This is a genomic window from Citrobacter sp. wls711 (assembly GCF_005281055.1).
GTDB lineage: Bacteria > Pseudomonadota > Gammaproteobacteria > Enterobacterales > Enterobacteriaceae > Citrobacter > Citrobacter gillenii.
In genome coordinates, this window is record NZ_SZXC01000006.1 from 130,696 (window position 1) to 148,582 (window position 17,887).

Consider the following 17,887-nt stretch of genomic DNA (forward strand, 5'->3'; position numbering starts at 1 on the left):
AAGTATTTTAAACATTTGTCTTACAGCATCAGTTGGTTAAGCACCTGCTGCTGCCCCCACATAGTCAGATGCACCTGATATTTGCGGGCATAAAAGTCCTGACGCTTAGGGTTTGTCTTGATAACCTCACCGGGCGTCACCATCGCCTGACAAGCCGCCGGGAAATTTGCCCACGCCCCGCAGGCAACCGCACCGGTAATCGCCGCACCCAGCGTCACCGCATCTTCTTCCTGCATCAAATGGATATCGCATCCGGTCGCATCCGCATACTCACGTAGCCACAGCGGATTGTGCGTTGCTCCTCCGCACAGCGTCAGTCGTGAAATAGTGTGTCCATTTTCGCGCATCACTTCCATAATGTGCCGCGTACCGCAGGCAATCGCCTGTAATGTTGCCAGATACAAGCGAGCAACCTGCCGCTCGCCACGTTCAAGGGTCAAGCCACATACGCTGCCGCGAGCATCCGGTCGCGCACGCGGTGAGCGGTTGCCATGATGATCGGCCAACACATGTAAGTTGCGCCCTGGTTCCGCTTCATTTTCCTCCAGTGCAGCCACCCATTCATTGACCAATACTATCGGATGGCAACCCCGCGCTTCGGCCTTACGATACAGGTCCGCACTGGCACCTGACTCCTGAAGCGTCCAGTCGACTAACGCCCCGGCGGCACTTTGCCCGCCTTCGGTCAGCCAGTAGCCGGGTAGCATCGCGGACCAGTACGGTCCCCATACGCCCGGTGTATGAATTTCCTCTTCGCTGCACAGCATATGGCAGTTTGACGTGCCGCTGATCAACGCCAGCGTTCCCACAGGCTGAGCACCGGCCAGCGCCACACCGCCTGCATGCGCATCAATCATCCCGCTGGCAACCACAACATGCGTGGTCAGTCCCAACGCCTGCGCCGCTTCAGGGCTGAGCGTACCAACGGCGGCCCCCGGTGGTAAAATACGCGACGGGATTTTGCTGAGTAAATCTGTTAATTCAACGGCATCGAGCAACGAATGACTAAAACGTTGTTCGTGCGCCAGATAGTTCCATTTACAGGTCAGGGTGCACAGACCCGCTACATCGCTGTCGGTCGCTTTCCAGACCAGGAAGTCCGCCAGATCGTAGAATCGATGCGCGCGCTGCCACGTCGCAGGAAAATGATTCTTCAGCCACAGCACTTTAGGCAATTCCATTTCGACGCTGACTTCGCCGCCAACATAGCGCAGGGCGGGATCCTGCGTGGCGTTAATGCGTTTGGTCTCGTCTGCCGCGCGATGATCCATCCACATGATGATGTTATGGTCAGGCGATTCACCGGGTGAAACCGCCAACCCTTGCCCTTGTTCATCGAGAGCAACCAGAGAGCAGGTGGCATCGAATCCCAGTGAACGAATTTCCTCGACGGGAACCCCCGCTGACGACACCGCATCTTTCACCGCATGACACACCTGCTGCCAGATTTCAGCGGATGATTGCTCTACCCGCTGCGGACCGGGTCGAAACTGCGAGATAGGTAATGTCGCAAAGGCCAGCCGCGTACCGTTGGCATCAAAGACACCGGCCCTGACGCTGGCGGAACCGACATCCACACCGAGGAAATATCCACTGCTCATAGTAACTCCCTGACACTGGCTAAAAATGGGGCGAACGTGTCGCCCCAACGGTCTTATTTTTTACCGAATGGATGTAATAATTTATCGATTTCCGGCGTATCAATATTCTTCGCACTCACGAATTTAACCGGGATATCAATCTCTTTTGGCACAGCCTGACCCGACACGGCGGCGTTCAGCGTTTTGATCCCCTGATAGCCAATCTGGTAAGCATCCTGCACCACAAAGCCCTGGATAACGCCGGATTTCAGGAAAGCAATAATCGCTTCGGTGCTGTCAAAGCCAATCACCTTCACTTTGCCCTTCAGGTTTTGACTATCAATGGCGTTCGCCACACCCAGCGTTGAACCTTCGTTAGTGCCATAGATCCCGGCAATATCCGGGTTGGCCTGAATCATATCGATGGTTTTATCCATCGCTTTTTGCGGATCCCCATCGCTGTACTGAACAGGCAGTACCTTGATATCCGGATATTTTTCCTTCATGCGGGCAATAAACCCTTCCGAACGCTCGATTGCAGAAGAGGTACCGGCCACGTGCGCAATAATACCGACCTTCCCTTTGCTGCCCACTTCAGCGGCGAGCGCATCGGCGGCTTCTGCGCCGGCTTTACGGTTATTGGTTGCCACAAAGCTGACCGGAATGTCGGAATTCACGCCAGAGTCAAAGGTCACAACCTTAATCCCCCGTGAATTGGCGGTTTCCACCAGCGGTGCGAGGGCATTGGCATCTAACGCCGCCAGCAGCAGTCCGTTAGGCTTTTGCGCCATTGCGTTTTCAACCAACTGAATCTGCTCAGCAATTTGTGTTTCATCCGCCGGCCCTACATAGCTGGTTTTATCACCCAACTCTTTCGCTGCCGCTTCGGTCCCCATTTTTACGGTTTGCCAGAATTCATGCTGAAAACCTTTACTGACCACAGGGAGGTTCATATCTTTAGCCAACGCGCTGGAAGTCATGCAGGCCAGCAGGGATAACGCATAGACAAAATGCCTGGTTTTCATTGTTGTACTCCGTTCTGAGTGAGTCACCCTAAACGTCAGGGTTATGATGCCCCGCAACTTCCGGGAGCGTAAATCAACGAATTTTTTTGCGTAATGTGTCGAGATAAACCGCCGCGATAACCACCACACCCATTGCCACCATCTGCCAGAACTGGGAGACGCCCATCAGGTTGAGGCCATTTTTCAACACGCTCATAATGAATGCGCCGATAATCGTGCCGCCGATGGTGCCAATCCCGCCCATCAGGCTCGTACCACCAATCACCACCGCGGCAATCGCTTCCAGCTCATAACCCACACCAACCGTTGGCTGACCTGAGTTCAGACGCGAAGCCAGAATGACCCCGGCAATCCCGGTCAGCAGACCGCAGAAGGCGTAGACGAAGATTTTGACGCGCTGGACTTTAATTCCGGACAGGTGTGCTGCAACTTCATTGCTGCCCACAGCATAAACATAGCGACCAATCACCGTTTTCTTCAGGATGTACGCAGCGATCAGCGCCACCACCACCAGGTAAAAGACCGGATAAGGCAGCACGTCGAACAGGCGGCCCTGTGCCAGCATTTTGAAGCCTGGGTAATCAGCAAAGTAAATCGCGCGGCCGTCGGTCATCACCATGTTGATGCCCCTGACGGACATCATCAGGCCCAGCGTGGCAATAAAGGGCGGGATGGTCATCTTGGTGACCAACAGCCCGTTGATATAACCGCACAGCCCACCGGCCAACACACCTGCCAGGATGCAAATCGGCAGAGGCAACCCCAGCGTGGCGCAGATACCGACAGCAACGCCTGAAAACGCCACCACGGAACCAAGAGAAAGGTCGATCCCGGAGGTGATAATGACGAAGGTAACGCCAATCGCCATGATGCCAATGACCGAGGTTTGCAGGGCAATGGTCATAATATTTTCAGTATTAAAGAAAAATGGCGATCCAAAACTGAAAAAAATCACCAGAATAATCAAACTGAAAAGCGGCGCGAGGCGCATTAAAAGTTCTTTGTTAATTTTAATTTTTTTATTATTGCTGTCTGAAGAGGTTACAGAGATAGTCATAAATTAATCCTCTAACGTCGCGTATTGCATGATTTTTTCCTGTGTGGCGTCATCAGAAGCTAACTCACCGGTAATACGACCATTACGCATCACTAAAATGCGATCGCACATACCCAGCACTTCCGGTAATTCAGAAGAAATCATGATGATTGATTTCCCTTTTGCCACTAGTCGATTCATCAATTCATAAATTTCAAGTTTGGCCCCCACGTCAATGCCACGCGTAGGCTCATCAAAGATGAGAATATCGGTGTCTTTACACACCCATCTGGCAATAATGATTTTCTGCTGATTACCACCACTTAAATTTAATGCGGCCTGCTCAAGGTGTGGCGTTTTAATTCGCAGGGCTTGCACCTGCTCCTGGCTGGTTTGCTGACAGCGCTTGCTATCAACATTGCCGTAGCGATCGGAATACTCCGGGTAATTCCCCAGCATAATATTGCGCTCAACCGACAACCCTAATGCCAGTCCTTCTTTTTTTCTGTCCTCTGTTAAATAGCTGATCCCCTGTTTGATTGCGTCAGGGATATCTTTAACCACGGTGACCTTACCGTTTAGCGTAATGGTACCGCTATCGATGGGATCTGCGCCGAAAATGGCACGCGCCAGTTCGGTACGCCCTGCGCCCATCAGACCGGCAAAACCTAAAATCTCCCCCTGATGCAGGGTGAAATCGATGTTGTTCAGTACCCCTTTGCGCGTCAGGCCGCTCACTTCCAGCACCGGTTTGTGCTGAGACAAGGGCTCACGACGCGGATAGATATTCCCGAGGTCACGCCCAACCATCATGGCAATTAAATCGCTGATTTTTACCGCATCATAATCGACGGTAGCAATAAACTGACCGTCTCGCATCACGGTCGCGCGGTCGGCAATTAACGCCAGCTCTTCCAGACGGTGCGAGATATAGACAATGCCGGTACCCTGCTCTTTCAGCAAACGGGTAACCTGAAATAAACTGTCGATCTCCGTTTCCGTCAGCGCCGCCGTCGGTTCATCCATAATCAGAATTTTGGCATTCACCGATATAGCTTTGGCAATCTCAACCATTTGTTGTTGAGCGACGGTAAGATCGGCAACCAGCGTATCTGGCGCAATATTCAGGTTCAATTTTTGCAAAATATCGATAGCTGCCTGGCGCTGTTGTTTCTCGTCAAGACGCCAGCGGTTATTTTTGCAAAATTCCCTGCCAATAAAGATATTATCTTCAACCGTTAACTCTGGGAATAAATTAAATTCCTGGTGAATAATCGTGATCCCGGCTTTTTGTGCACTTAACGGATTCGCGAATGAAACAGCTTGATCTTCAAAAATAATATTACCTTCATCCGGTTGATAAACGCCGGATAAAATTTTCATCAAGGTGGATTTTCCCGCGCCATTTTCGCCAAGCAGCGCATGAACTTCCCCTTTGCGTAACGTAAAATCAACATTACTCAACGCTAATACGCCGGGAAAACGTTTCGTAATATGACTCATCTGTAAAAATGTTTCGGACATTGCTGCTTTCCTCAATATACAGAAACTACAGTCGGTAAATCAGGCGAAAACAGCGTTGCCAGGGAGCCATCGTCACCGTTAATGCGAATACTTCTTAAAAGCGTAGATACGTTTTATGATTTTTGCTAACTCGAGTTAGCGATTGCCTTTTAAAGCTATTTTAGCTGCAAAAAATAACCAAATCATTTGGTTTAAAACTGTGACACTGGACAGACAATTTATTGTATCTCATTAATTAAAAAGAAAATTAACTTAAATACGGACATTTATTTATTTGACGCAGATCGAATTTTAACCACTTCTCGTGAGGCCTCTCACAGTTCCGCAACAAAAAAGTTGTGCAAAAAACTCGCTGATACCTAAGCTAACTCGAGTTAGCAAAAATAAAAAATTCAGCCAACTGCGACAGTGGTGTCCTCCATCCGCTTTTGCAGCACGGCATAAAGTGAGATGAGGAACCTCGAATGAACAAAATGAGTTTACCGAAAATCGGTATTCGTCCGGTGATTGATGGGCGTCGTATGGGTGTACGCGAGTCGCTCGAAGAACAGACCATGAATATGGCGAAAGCCACTGCTGCGCTTATCAGCGAGAAACTTCGTCACGCCTGTGGCGCACAGATTGAGTGCGTAATTGCAGACACCTGTATTGCCGGGATGGCTGAATCCGCCGCCTGCGAAGAAAAATTCAGTAGCCAAAATGTCGGCGTGACGATCACCGTGACACCATGTTGGTGCTACGGCAGCGAAACCATCGACATGGACCCAATGCGTCCAAAAGCCATCTGGGGCTTCAACGGCACGGAACGTCCTGGCGCTGTTTATCTGGCTGCAGCGCTGGCAGCGCATAACCAAAAAGGTCTGCCTGCTTTCTCGATTTACGGTCATGACGTGCAGGATGCGGGTGACACCACCATCCCCGCCGATGTTGAAGAAAAACTGCTGCGCTTTAGCCGTGCAGGCCTGGCAGTGGCCAGTATGAAAGGTAAAAGCTATCTGTCCGTGGGCGGCGTTTCAATGGGGATCGCAGGATCCATTGTCGATCATAACTTCTTTGAATCCTGGCTGGGCATGAAGGTTCAGCCGGTTGATATGACCGAGCTGCGTCGTCGTATTGACCAAAAAATCTATGACGAAACCGAGCTGGAGATTGCGCTGGCGTGGGCGGACAAAAACTTCCGCTATGGCGAAGATCAGAACGCCCAACAGTACAAACGCAACGAAGAGCAAAGCCGCGCCGTGCTGAAAGAAAGCCTGCTGATGGCAATGTGCATCCGTGACATGATGCAGGGTAACAAGACGCTGGCTGAAAAAGGCCTGGTCGAAGAGTCGCTGGGCTTCAACGCCATTGCCGCGGGCTTCCAGGGTCAGCGTCACTGGACCGATCAATACCCGAACGGCGACACCGCCGAAGCCCTGCTGAACAGCTCATTTGACTGGAACGGCATACGCGAACCGTATGTGGTTGCCACCGAAAACGACAGTCTGAACGGTGTGGCAATGCTGTTTGGCCGCCAGCTTACCGGTACCGCGCAAGTCTTTGCCGATGTACGCACCTACTGGTCACCGGAAGCGGTGCAACGCGTCACCGGCCATCCGCTGACTGGCCTTGCTGAGCACGGTATTATCCACCTGATCAACTCCGGATCTGCGGCGTTGGACGGCTCCTGCAAACAGCGTGACAGCGATGGCAAACCGACCATGAAACCGCACTGGGAAATCTCCCAGCAAGAGGTGGATGATTGCCTGGCAGCAACCGAATGGTGCCCGGCTATTCATGAGTACTTCCGCGGCGGCGGTTACTCCTCTCGCTTCCTGACCGAAGGCGGTGTGCCGTTCACCATGACCCGTATCAATATCATCAAAGGTCTGGGACCGGTGCTGCAGATAGCCGAAGGCTGGAGCGTGGAATTGCCGAAAGACATGCATGACCAGCTCGATGCCCGCACCAACTCCACCTGGCCAACGACCTGGTTTGCTCCGCGCTTAACCGGTAAAGGTCCATTCAGCGACGTTTACTCGGTAATGGCGAACTGGGGTGCGAACCACGGTGTGCTGACTATTGGTCACGTTGGTGCAGACTTTATTACCCTTGCCGCCATGCTGCGTATTCCAGTGTGTATGCACAACGTGGAAGAAGAGAAAATCTATCGCCCTTCAGCCTGGGCTGCACACGGTATGGACAGTGAAGGCCAGGATTATCGCGCCTGCCAGAACTATGGCCCGCTGTATAAACGTTAATGCGACTCTGCCCGGTGGCGCAAGCTTACCGGGCCTACAACTGTAAAATTTGTAGGCCGGATAAGCGCAGCGCCATCCGGCAACATTTGGAGTGGCTATGAAACAAGACGTTATACTGGTCCTCGACTGTGGCGCGACCAACGTGCGGGCCATTGCCGTTGACCGTCAGGGAAAAATCGTTGCCCGCGCCTCCACACCGAACGCCAGTGATATCGCCTCAGAAAACAGCACCTGGCATCAGTGGTCCCTGGATGCCATTCTGCAACGCTTTGCCGACTGCTGCCACCGCCTGTCATCTGAACTGTCTACCCGCCAAATCCGCGGGATTACCGTCACCACGTTTGGCGTAGACGGCGCGCTGGTTGATGAAAATGGCGAACTGCTTTATCCGGTAATCAGCTGGAAATGCCCACGCACCGCCGCCGTGATGGCCAATATCAGCCGCCTGATGACACCACAGCAGTTGCAGGACATCTCCGGCGTCGGCGCCTTCAGCTTTAACACCCTGTATAAACTGGTGTGGCTCAAAGAAAACCACCCGCAATTACTGGAACGGGCGCACGCCTGGCTATTTATCTCCTCGCTTCTTAACCATCGCTTAACCGGTGAATACACGACGGATATCACCATGGCAGGCACCAGCCAGCTGCTGGATATCCATCAGCGAGAGTTCAGCCCCGACATTTTGCAGGCAGCCGGCATTCCACGCCGACTGTTTCCCCGCCTCGTCGAAGCAGGCGAGCATATTGGGACGTTGCAAAGCACCACGGCAACATTGCTCGGGCTGCCGACGGGCATTCCGGTCATTTCCGCCGGGCATGATACACAGTTCGCTCTCTTTGGCGCGGGCGCACAGCCGGACGAACCGGTGCTCTCCTCCGGCACATGGGAAATTTTGATGGTGCGCAGCGCGCAGGTGAATACCCCACTGCTGAGCCAGTATTCCGGCTCCACCTGCGAACTGGACAGCCACGCCGGGCTGTACAATCCCGGTATGCAATGGTTGGCTTCCGGCGTTCTCGAATGGGTACGCAAGCTGCTGTGGACTGCCGATACGCCGTGGCAAACGCTTATCGATGAAGCCAACGCCATTCCGGCTGGGGCTGATGGGGTAAAAATGCAGTGCGATCTGCTCACCGGCGCGAACGCGGGTTGGCAAGGCGTTACGCTCAACAGTACGCGGGGACATTTATACCGTGCAGCACTGGAGGGACTCACCCACCGGCTGCAGAAAAATCTACAGACACTGGAGACCATCGGTCACTTCCAGGCGACAGAGCTGCTGCTGGTTGGTGGGGGAAGTCGTAACGCGCTGTGGAATCAGATTAAAGCCAACGTTCTGGGTATCCCGATCAAAGTGCTGGATGACGCCGAAACCACCGTCGCCGGGGCGGCGATGTTTGCCTGGTCAGGCATTGGGGAATTTACCTCACCGGAGCAGGCTCGCGCCCAGGTGCACTACCAGTACCGTTATTTCTATCCGCAAACTGAACCCGAACTCACAGGAGTCGAGTGACATGCTAAAAACGATTTCGCCTTTAATTTCCCCTGACCTGCTGAAAGTGCTGGCTGAAATGGGTCACGGCGATGAAATTATCTTTTCCGATGCTCATTTTCCCGCGCACAGCATGGGGCCACAGGTGATCCGCGCCGACGGCCTGCAGGTCGACGCCCTGCTACAGGCGATTATTCCGTTGTTTGAACTGGACAGTTACGCTCCGCCGCTGGTGATGATGGCGCCCGTTGAAGGGGATTCACTCGACCCAAGCGTCGAAGCACGGTATCGCGATGCGCTCTCCTTGCCAGCGGGCGGTCCGGGTATCACGCGCATTGATCGCTATGCATTCTACGAGCGGGCGCAAAACGCGTTTGCTGTCGTTATCACCGGCGAGCGGGCAAAGTACGGAAATATTCTTTTGAAAAAAGGCGTAACACCGTAATCTCTGATCGGGGTGCCCGTCCGGGGCGGGCATTCATCCAACGATGAGGATCGGACCATGAAAGCGGCGCGCCAGCAGGCGATAGTAGACTTGCTCATTCACCATCAAAACCTGACCACTGAAGTTTTGGCTTTGCAGCTGAACGTCAGTAAAGAGACTATCCGCCGCGATCTCAGCGAACTACAAACCCAGGGCAAAGTCCTGCGCAGCCACGGATGCGCCAGGGTCATTCAGCGGGAAAATCAAAACAGCGGCGACCCGTTTCACATTCGACGTAACAGCCATCATGCGCATAAAGCCGATGCCGCACGGGAAGCGCTGACATGGATAGAAGAAGGCATGGTGATAGCCCTGGACGCCAGCTCGACCTGCTGGTATCTGGCCCGACAGTTGCCGGATATCAACATCCAGGTATTTACTAACAGTCAGCCCATTTGCCAGGAACTGGCCAAACGTAAACATATTCAGCTCATCTGCTCAGGCGGTAGGCTGGAGCGTAAGGACGGTTGCTACGTGAATCCGTCGCTCATTTCTCAGTTGAAATCCCTCGACATCGACCTGTTTATTTTTTCCTGTGCCGGGATCGATAGCAGCGGCACGCTTTGGGATTCCAACAGCCGCAACGCGGAGTTCAAATCTATTCTGCTCAAGCGTGCATCACAGTCATTGCTGCTTTTCGATAAAAGTAAGTTAGATCGTTCTGGCGAGGCCCGGATCGGGCATCTGGAGGAGGTCACGCATATTATTTCGGGTGAACAGCAGACAGACGGTGCGGTAATCCAGGCCGGATAAACGTATGCGTCATCCGGCCCGGGCGTCTTATCGCTCGTCGCGACGACCACCAACAGCCGCCCACAGACGGCGCACGTGCACGGTCACTTCTTCGCGGTCATGGTACAGCTGACGCGCCTGAATCTGTGCATTGATGTTGTGTTCATCCAACTGCTCCTGAATATACGCCAGGTTTTGCGACACTTCTTCGTAGCGTTTTTTCATCGGCAGTTTGAGATTGAAAATCGTCTCACGACACCAGCCATTGACCAGCCACTGCGCCATCAGCGCGGCAACTTTCGCCGGCTTCTCCACCATATCGCAAACCATCCACGAAATGTTGCTACGATTCGGACGGTACTTAAATCCGTCTTCACGCAGCCAGGTAACCTGTCCGGTATCCATCAGGCTTTGCGCCATCGGACCATTGTCCACGGAGTAAACCCACATGTTGCGTTTGACCAGCTGATAGGTCCAGCCGCCAGGACATGCGCCTAAATCCACCGCATACATTCCGTTTGCCAGACGCTCATCCCACTCATCGGCCGGAATAAAGACATGCAGCGCTTCTTCCAGCTTCAGCGTTGAGCGACTCGGCGCATCGGCCGGGAACTTCAGACGTGGGATCCCCATGTAAAACGGCGAGTTGTTGTCAGGCCAGGAATAGCCGGTGTAACAGCAGCCCGGCGCAATAAAGAACACATGGACTACCGGGCGCTTTGGTGTCTCATACTTTGCCAGTACGCCCGCTTCGCGCAGCGCCGCACGTAGCGGTACGGTAAATTTGCGGCAAAACTTCACCAGTTCTTTGCTTTCGTTGGTGTCGGCCACTTCTACACGCAAATCGCCGCCTTTTTCCACCACGCCCTGCAGCATGCCAACAATCGGCGTAATGCGGTCTTCCGGCGGTAAATATTGCAGCAACTCGCCGACAACAAACATCTGGCGAGCAAAAATCAGCGAACTAAACGGCAACTCTTTTACGAGCTTTTCAGCATCCCCCTGCTGATAGCACTCAAAAGTCACGTAGCCCGCATTGTCTTTCACGCGGGCAAAGCCGAACACTTCCCGGCGTGTTGCTTTATCCGTAATTTCTGCGGCGCACTCTTTCTCAAAACCCGGGCGACACAACAATACAACCTTATTCATGGCTAACGCCCTTACGTTTCAATCGAATAGCACCCACTAACATCAGCGCCCAACCTACCAGGAAGCTGAAACCGCCGACCGGGGTAACAAACGCCCACAGGCGTAAATGAGAGAGCGCGAGGCAATACAGGCTACCGCTAAACAGCACGGTGCCTAATGCCATGAACACGCTACTCCAGTAAAACCAAATGCTGATACGTCGCTGCATGGCGACGGCCAGACCAAAAATAGCCAGCGTATGAAACGCCTGATACTCAAGACCGGTCTGGATCCAACCCATTTCAACAACGCCAAGCGTTTTGCTTAGCACGTGAGCCCCAAACGCGCCCAGAGCAACAAAGATAAAGCCACTTATGGCGGCAAAAATCAGCATAAAACGGCTGGTCATGTTAATACCCTACGTAAATTATTGTTCGTAACGAAAGCGGAATTTTTCTTGTTCAGTGGCCGCTTTCGCCAGAATCCACTGACGGAAGGCGGCTATTTTACCCAGTTCTGCCTGACTGTCATGACAAACCAGATAAAACGCGTTTTTGCTGACCAACACATCATTAAACGGGCAAACCAGACGGCCCGCTTCAATTTCTGATTGCGACATCACGTTATTGGCCAGCGCAACACCCTGTCCATGGATGGCAGCCTGTAGCACCATGGCGCTATGGCTGAAGATAGGTCCCTGCTGAACGTTAATATGATTCAACCCAAGCTGGCGCGTATAGGCCTGCCAGTCGCGGCGAGAAGCATCATGCAATAACGTGTGCTTTGCCAGATCCTCTGGCGTCTTCAGCGGTTTATCGCCGGTGAGCAATAAAGGAGAGCAGACCGGCAACAGATATTCTGCGTACAATTTTTCGACGCGCAGGCCAGGCCAGTTGCCGCGACCATAAAAAATCGCCACGTCAACATCGTCAGCCAGTTTATCTTCCTGACGGTCAACCGCCTGGATCCTGACGTCGATTCCCGGATAAGCTGAGTTAAAGCTAGAGAGTCTGGGCACCAGCCATTGAATGGCAAAACTGGGCAATAAACTGACGGTAAGCGCACCTTTTGCACTGCGTGCCTGAAGTTTACGCGTCGCATCGGTTAATTGCGAAAAAATCTCTTTGATGTCGAGAAAGTAGCTTTGGCCTTCCTCCGTCAACAGAAGAGATCGATTGCGTCGACGGAACAGCTTCAGCCCCAGGAAATCCTCGAGTGACTTGATTTGGTGACTTACTGCGGCCTGCGTCACAAAAAGCTCTTCTGCTGCGCGAGTAAAGCTCAAATGACGCGCTGCGGCATCAAAAACACGTAACGCATTTAAGGGTGGTAATCGTTTTGACATGACTTTTAGGCTTTGATGTTAAATGAATTTAACAGTTATCTAACAGGCTGTAACCTATTAGTTTTTTTAATCTGAGCCATTATAAATTGTCCGTTGAGGTTCTACCAGCAAATACCTATAGTGGCGGCACTTCCTGAAGCCGGAACGAAAAGTTTTATCGGAATGCGTGTTCTGGTGAGCTTTTGGCTTACGGTTGTGATGTTGTGTTGTTGTGTTTGCAATTGGTCTGCGATTCAGACCATGGTAGCAAAGCTACCCTTTTTCACTTCCTGTACATTTACCCTGTCTGTCCATAGTGATTAATGTAGCACCGCCAATTTGCGGTGCTTTTTTTTGTCTACGTTTATCGATGGCCAAGCGGCTAGTTCTCCAGTTCTACCATCTCTTTCACGTCAGTACGGTTAATCTGCTGTTTGTTGCCGTTAGCGTCCTTATACGAAATCATTCCCGTTTCATCATCGGTCTTTGGCTTGCCATCAGACACGATTGTCCGACCATCGTTGGTGTGCATTACATAGTTCGAACCAGAACAGGCGCTCAGGGCAAAAGTCAGCATACAGGCAGAGATAATGGCGGCAGTCTTTTTCATATTCTTCTCCTTAAAGCGATTTATGCTAGATAAAACGAATTTCATAACAGGCAAAAATCTTCGCCCAACATTATCTAGCATAAGACACTGGTCTGATTTCACCAGGATATCCAGAGGATTCCGATGCTTAGGGTTACCCTTGTGCCAGCGCCCTTTTTGCGCCACGATCGGGGTATTGAACTGAGGAATCCCATGAACGCTTTTAACCCCGCGCAGTTTCGCGCACAGTTTCCCGCACTCAATGATGCTGGCGTCTATCTCGACAGCGCCGCCACGGCGCTCAAGCCGCAGACGGTTATTGACGCTACGCATCAGTTTTATAGCCTGAGCGCCGGGAACGTCCATCGCAGCCAGTTTGCCGAAGCCCAGCGCCTGACCGCCCGCTATGAGGCTGCACGGGAAAAAGTCGCCCGTCTGATCAACGCGCCAGATGACAAAACCATCGTCTGGACCCGCGGCACGACGGAGGCCATCAATATGGTGGCGCAAAGCTACGCGCGCCCACGCTTGCAGCCGGGTGATGAGATCATCGTTAGCGTGGCAGAACATCACGCCAACCTCGTTCCCTGGCTGATGGTCGCCCAGCAAACCGGGGCCAGAGTCGTCAGGCTGCCGCTCAACGCGCAGTTACTTCCTGATGTTGAGCGTTTGCCCGAGCTTATCACCCCGCGCAGTCGCATACTGGCGCTGGGACAGATGTCTAACGTCACCGGCGGCTGCCCGGATTTAGCGCGCGCGATTACACTTGCCCACGCGGCAGGAATGGTGGTGATGGTAGACGGCGCTCAGGGCGTGGTGCATTTCCCCGCCGACGTTCAGCAGTTAGATATTGATTTCTATGCCTTCTCGGGCCACAAGCTGTATGGTCCAACCGGCATTGGCGCACTGTACGGTAAGCCTGAGCTACTGGACGCCATGTCACCCTGGCTCGGCGGTGGCAAGATGATTAGCGAGGTCAGCTTTGAGGGGTTCACCACTCAGGCAGCACCGTGGAAGCTGGAAGCGGGTACGCCTAACGTGGCCGGAGTCATCGGCCTGAGCGCGGCGCTGGAATGGCTGGCGGATATCGACATTGTTCAGGCCGAGAGCTGGAGCCGTGGTCTGGCGACGCTGGCGGAAGATGCGCTGGCAAAACGGCCTGGATTCCGCTCCTTCCGCTGTCAGGATTCCAGCCTGTTAGCCTTTGACTTCGCCGGGGTGCACCACAGCGATATGGTCACGCTGCTGGCCGAATATGGCATTGCGCTGCGTGCAGGACAGCACTGCGCACAGCCGCTGTTGGCAGAACTTGGCGTATCAGGCACCCTGCGCGCCTCATTTGCACCTTATAATAGCCAAAGTGATGTGGATGCGTTGGTCACAGCCGTTGACCGCGCGCTGGAAATATTGGTGGATTAATGACAACTCCTCTGCTCGCCGGACACCCGTTTGGCACAACCGTAACCGAAGAGACATTACGCAATACCTTTCTCCCACTCAACCAATGGGAAGATAAATACCGTCAGTTGATCCTGCTCGGTAAGCAGCTTCCGGCTCTGCCGGATGCGCTGAAGGCACAGGCCAAAGAAATTGCCGGATGCGAAAACCGCGTCTGGCTGGGGTATACCCTGCAGGATAATGGCACCCTGCATTTTTTTGGCGACAGCGAAGGACGTATCGTGCGCGGTCTGCTGGCGGTTTTACTCACCGCCGTCGAGGGCAAAACCGCCGCCGAGTTACAGACGCATTCGCCAATGGCGTTCTTTGATGAATTGGGTTTACGCGCACAGCTTAGCGCCTCGCGCAGCCAGGGGTTGAATGCGCTCATTGGGGCAGTTCAGGATGCCGGATGGCAACGCTGATGCGTCTTATCCGGCCTACAACGCCACACAAACCGTAGGTCGGATAAGCGTAGCGCCATCCGACACAATCAGGGTTGACGCGCGGCTTTCGCCATCATCTTCTTCAGTGCGTGAGACACGGCAACAAAGCCAAAGGTTGCGGTCACCATGGTGGCCGCGCCAAATCCGGATGCACAATCCATACGTTTCGGCCCTTCCGCCGTCGCCTTCATCGCACACACGGAGCCGTCAGCCTGCGGGTACACCAGCGCTTCGGTCGAGAACACGCAGTCCACACCCAGCTTGCCTTTACTGTTCTTCACCACGCCAAAATCGCTTTTTAGCCGCTCACGTAACTTCGCCGCCAGCGGATCCTGAATGGTTTTTGCCAGATCAACGACCTGAATCTGCGTGGGGTCGATCTGCCCCCCCGCGCCACCGGTGGTGACCAGCGGAATTTTATTGCGTCGACAGTAAGCAATCAGCGCCGCTTTCGGGCGCACGCTGTCGATAGCGTCAATGACATACGAAAAGCCCGCGTTCATATACTCAGCAACATTATCTGGCGTGACAAAATCGTCAACAACATTAACCCGACACTCCGGGTTAATCTGGCGTATCCGCTCGGCCATCACCTCGGCTTTCGCCTGCCCGACGGTATCTCGCAGGGCATGGATCTGACGGTTAGTATTGGTGACGCACACATCATCCATATCGATGAGCGTAATCGCGCCAATCCCGGTACGCGCCAGTGCTTCTGCCGCCCACGAGCCCACGCCACCAATCCCGACCACGCAAACATGCGCCCCGGCAAACAATTGCAGGGCATTTTCACCATACAGACGCGCGGTGCCACCAAAACGCTGACGCCAGGCGTCGCTTATTACCACTGACATAGAACCTCAGATATAGAAAACAAAAAGAGCGGACAATGCCGCCCTGAGTGTCGTTTCATAGCCGGATGGCGCTTCGCTTATCCGGCCTACGCGCTAATTTGTAGGCCTGATAAGGCTAGCCGCCATCAGGCAACTAGCCGCTAAATACGTTACCCGCGCTGCCGGATGACTTCAGCACCCAGACGCGACCATAGTGATTATACCAACCTGCGCGATGTCCGGCATCGGCACCAATACCCTGGTAGATATCAAAGTGCTGGCCTTTGATAGCGCCACCGACATCCAGTGCCACCATCAAGCGCAGTTCATACTGACCGGTAAATTTGCCGTTATTATCCAGCAGCGGGACTTCTGCCAGTAATGTCGTACCGGCTGGAATAATGCTGCGATCGGAGGCAACCGATGCGCGGCCAATCAGCGGCACTGCGCTGGCACCTTTAACCGGAGCATAAGATTGTGGTTTAAAGAAGACGAACGACGGGTTTTGCTCCAGCAGCTCACGTACTTCGGCTTCGCTGTGCGTTTCGCCCCAGTGGCGGATCGCCTGCATCGACATATCTTCTTTCTTCACTTCGCCACGGTCGATCAGTACTTTACCAATACTGCGGTAGGCATGGCCGTTTTTCCCGGCATAGCTAAAGAAGTTAAGCGGGCTGCCATCGCCGAAGTCAATATAGCCGCTGCCCTGCACATCCATAATGAAGTTGTCCATCAGGGAGTTGCTGTAGGCCAGAATATAGTTGTCACTCAGCGCCCCGGCGTAGATTTCAGCACGCGTTGGTAAGCGCCCACGTTTTGGCGGCATGCGATAGATAGGATACTGGAACTCACCCTGACGCGTGTGGCGCGCCTGAATAACCGGCGTGTAGTAACCGGTAAACTGGACGTTACCGTAATTGTCCGCCCCTTCCATTTGCCAGGCATCAATACCAAACTGGCGCATACTGCGCGTATCACCGCCCGCGCGTAACCATTCCTGGATAGCGTTGTAGACGTTGCTTTGATTGCCATATAAACGCGGTGAGGAACTGCGGATCTGATTAACCTGCTCGGCGAAATCACCGGCATTGATTGGCGCGCCAACCGCATCAGGCTGGTTCACCAGTGAGAAAGGCTGGGTCAATTTCCCGTCTTTATACTGCTGCCCACGATCGGTGGGTTTTGAGGAACACGCGGCGAGCATCACGACTACCGCCCCCGCCAGAAGATATTTTGCCCAACGTCCTTTCATTGTTCTCGTCTTATGTTGCCTGAATGCGAGATGAAGATAACAAACCCCTGAACCTAATGAAATGCGAATACATACCTCAAGGCAAATTTTGAACAAAAAATAGACCGAAATGCGTTGTTTTTGTTCATTTTCATCCTAAAACAGTGATCCACGTAAAAAAAGGTTGCATGAAATCGTTAGCAGAGTATAGTGCGCATCCACGGACGCGGGGTGGAGCAGCCTGGTAGCTCGTCGGGCTCATAACCCGAAGGTCGTCAGTTCAAATCTGGCCCCCGCAACCAATTAAAATTTGAAGCAGTAACGTTACTCGATGGAAGAGTAATGACGGACGCGGGGTGGAGCAGCCTGGTAGCTCGTCGGGCTCATAACCCGAAGGTCGTCGGTTCAAATCCGGCCCCCGCAACCAACACAATCTGTTAAGGTCGCTTAATAAGGCCTTAAAAATAAAACCGCAAAAGCGTTAAGCTTGATGCGGTTTTTTTGTGTCTGCTGTCCGCCTGCATCTGATACAGGCGGTAGTCGCCGGGATTAATAGTAATTAACGTTAACGGTGGCCTCGAATTTCCCATTCCTTAGCGATTCTGCCAGAATCATTCAAAAACCCCGGCATCACGCCATTCCTGAAAACAACGGTGAGCAGAGCTTGATGAATCGCGCTGTTTTTAGCTGGGATCGTTCGATTCACCAAAGACGACTGCGTGCGTTCGGCGCTGTGCCAGCGGACGCTGAACGCCTACGGTTAAGCGGAGGTAGGGCAGCAAA

At 53.1% G+C, this 17,887-nt stretch carries 16 protein-coding genes and 2 tRNA genes; 8 read left to right on the top strand and 10 right to left on the bottom strand.

What is annotated here, in order from left to right:
- Positions 1 to 20: 20 nt before the first annotated feature.
- The 4 genes from FDW98_RS01070 to FDW98_RS01085 all read right to left on the bottom strand — a co-directional run bounded on the left by FDW98_RS01070 (position 21) and on the right by FDW98_RS01085 (position 5,165).
- On the bottom strand, positions 21 to 1,601 hold the full coding sequence (locus FDW98_RS01070) for an FGGY-family carbohydrate kinase (RefSeq protein ID WP_096755884.1): 1,581 nt from the start codon (positions 1,599 to 1,601) through the stop codon (positions 21 to 23).
- Positions 1,602 to 1,654: 53 nt separating this feature from the next.
- Positions 1,655 to 2,605, bottom strand: a complete 951-nt coding sequence (locus tag FDW98_RS01075; RefSeq protein ID WP_096755883.1) for an ABC transporter substrate-binding protein — start codon at positions 2,603 to 2,605, stop codon at positions 1,655 to 1,657.
- Between the two features lie 73 nt (positions 2,606 to 2,678).
- Positions 2,679 to 3,662, bottom strand: coding sequence for an ABC transporter permease (locus tag FDW98_RS01080; RefSeq protein WP_096755882.1), 984 nt, complete (start codon positions 3,660 to 3,662; stop codon positions 2,679 to 2,681).
- A 3-nt stretch (positions 3,663 to 3,665) separates the two neighbouring features.
- Positions 3,666 to 5,165: a sugar ABC transporter ATP-binding protein gene (locus FDW98_RS01085; protein WP_096755881.1), complete on the bottom strand. Its 1,500-nt coding sequence runs from the start codon at positions 5,163 to 5,165 to the stop codon at positions 3,666 to 3,668.
- Between the two features lie 464 nt (positions 5,166 to 5,629).
- Here FDW98_RS01085 and fucI point away from each other — a divergent pair, with 464 nt between their 5' ends.
- The 4 genes from fucI to fucR all read left to right on the top strand — a co-directional run bounded on the left by fucI (position 5,630) and on the right by fucR (position 10,137).
- On the top strand, positions 5,630 to 7,405 hold the full coding sequence (gene fucI / locus FDW98_RS01090; RefSeq protein ID WP_096755880.1) for an L-fucose isomerase: 1,776 nt from the start codon (positions 5,630 to 5,632) through the stop codon (positions 7,403 to 7,405).
- A 97-nt stretch (positions 7,406 to 7,502) separates the two neighbouring features.
- The gene (fucK, locus tag FDW98_RS01095) at positions 7,503 to 8,921 is read left to right on the top strand and encodes an L-fuculokinase (RefSeq protein ID WP_096755879.1); all 1,419 of its coding nucleotides are present in this window, start codon (positions 7,503 to 7,505) and stop codon (positions 8,919 to 8,921) included.
- Between the two features lies 1 nt (position 8,922).
- Positions 8,923 to 9,345 carry an L-fucose mutarotase gene (gene fucU, locus FDW98_RS01100; RefSeq protein ID WP_096755878.1) on the top strand — a complete coding sequence of 141 codons (423 nt, stop codon included), beginning with the start codon at positions 8,923 to 8,925 and terminating at the stop codon, positions 9,343 to 9,345.
- 57 nt (positions 9,346 to 9,402) lie between these two features.
- Complete coding sequence (gene fucR / locus FDW98_RS01105) at positions 9,403 to 10,137, top strand: L-fucose operon activator (protein ID WP_096755877.1); 735 nt, start codon at positions 9,403 to 9,405, stop codon at positions 10,135 to 10,137.
- Positions 10,138 to 10,164: 27 nt separating this feature from the next.
- On the opposite strand, the gene rlmM is transcribed toward fucR, so the two are convergent.
- The 4 genes from rlmM to FDW98_RS01125 all read right to left on the bottom strand — a co-directional run bounded on the left by rlmM (position 10,165) and on the right by FDW98_RS01125 (position 13,178).
- A complete protein-coding gene (gene rlmM, locus FDW98_RS01110; protein WP_096755876.1) occupies positions 10,165 to 11,265 on the bottom strand; it encodes a 23S rRNA (cytidine(2498)-2'-O)-methyltransferase RlmM in 1,101 nt (366 codons plus the stop codon).
- On the bottom strand, positions 11,258 to 11,653 hold the full coding sequence (locus FDW98_RS01115) for a DUF423 domain-containing protein (protein WP_096755875.1): 396 nt from the start codon (positions 11,651 to 11,653) through the stop codon (positions 11,258 to 11,260). The genes rlmM and FDW98_RS01115 overlap by 8 nt, the downstream gene beginning before the upstream one ends.
- An 18-nt stretch (positions 11,654 to 11,671) precedes the next feature.
- A complete protein-coding gene (gcvA, locus tag FDW98_RS01120; RefSeq protein ID WP_096755874.1) occupies positions 11,672 to 12,589 on the bottom strand; it encodes a glycine cleavage system transcriptional regulator GcvA in 918 nt (305 codons plus the stop codon).
- Between the two features lie 361 nt (positions 12,590 to 12,950).
- Positions 12,951 to 13,178, bottom strand: a complete 228-nt coding sequence (locus tag FDW98_RS01125) for a YgdI/YgdR family lipoprotein (protein WP_096755873.1) — start codon at positions 13,176 to 13,178, stop codon at positions 12,951 to 12,953.
- A gap of 192 nt (positions 13,179 to 13,370) precedes the next feature.
- On the opposite strand from FDW98_RS01125, the gene csdA reads away from it, so the two are divergent.
- Together csdA and csdE are read left to right on the top strand one after the other, a co-directional pair.
- Positions 13,371 to 14,576 carry a cysteine desulfurase CsdA gene (gene csdA, locus FDW98_RS01130; RefSeq protein WP_096755872.1) on the top strand — a complete coding sequence of 402 codons (1,206 nt, stop codon included), beginning with the start codon at positions 13,371 to 13,373 and terminating at the stop codon, positions 14,574 to 14,576.
- Complete coding sequence (gene csdE / locus FDW98_RS01135) at positions 14,576 to 15,019, top strand: cysteine desulfurase sulfur acceptor subunit CsdE (protein ID WP_096755871.1); 444 nt, start codon at positions 14,576 to 14,578, stop codon at positions 15,017 to 15,019. The genes csdA and csdE overlap by 1 nt, the downstream gene beginning before the upstream one ends.
- A 68-nt stretch (positions 15,020 to 15,087) precedes the next feature.
- Here the strand turns inward: csdE and tcdA are convergent, their stop codons facing one another.
- Together tcdA and mltA are read right to left on the bottom strand one after the other, a co-directional pair.
- Positions 15,088 to 15,894, bottom strand: coding sequence for a tRNA cyclic N6-threonylcarbamoyladenosine(37) synthase TcdA (gene tcdA / locus FDW98_RS01140; RefSeq protein ID WP_096755870.1), 807 nt, complete (start codon positions 15,892 to 15,894; stop codon positions 15,088 to 15,090).
- Positions 15,895 to 16,027: 133 nt separating this feature from the next.
- Complete coding sequence (gene mltA, locus FDW98_RS01145; protein ID WP_096755869.1) at positions 16,028 to 17,125, bottom strand: murein transglycosylase A; 1,098 nt, start codon at positions 17,123 to 17,125, stop codon at positions 16,028 to 16,030.
- A 204-nt stretch (positions 17,126 to 17,329) separates the two neighbouring features.
- Between mltA and FDW98_RS01150 the strand changes: the two genes are divergently transcribed.
- Positions 17,330 to 17,406, top strand: a tRNA-Met gene (locus tag FDW98_RS01150).
- A gap of 48 nt (positions 17,407 to 17,454) precedes the next feature.
- Positions 17,455 to 17,531: transfer RNA gene (locus FDW98_RS01155), tRNA-Met, on the top strand.
- The last annotated feature ends 356 nt before the right edge of the window (positions 17,532 to 17,887 follow it).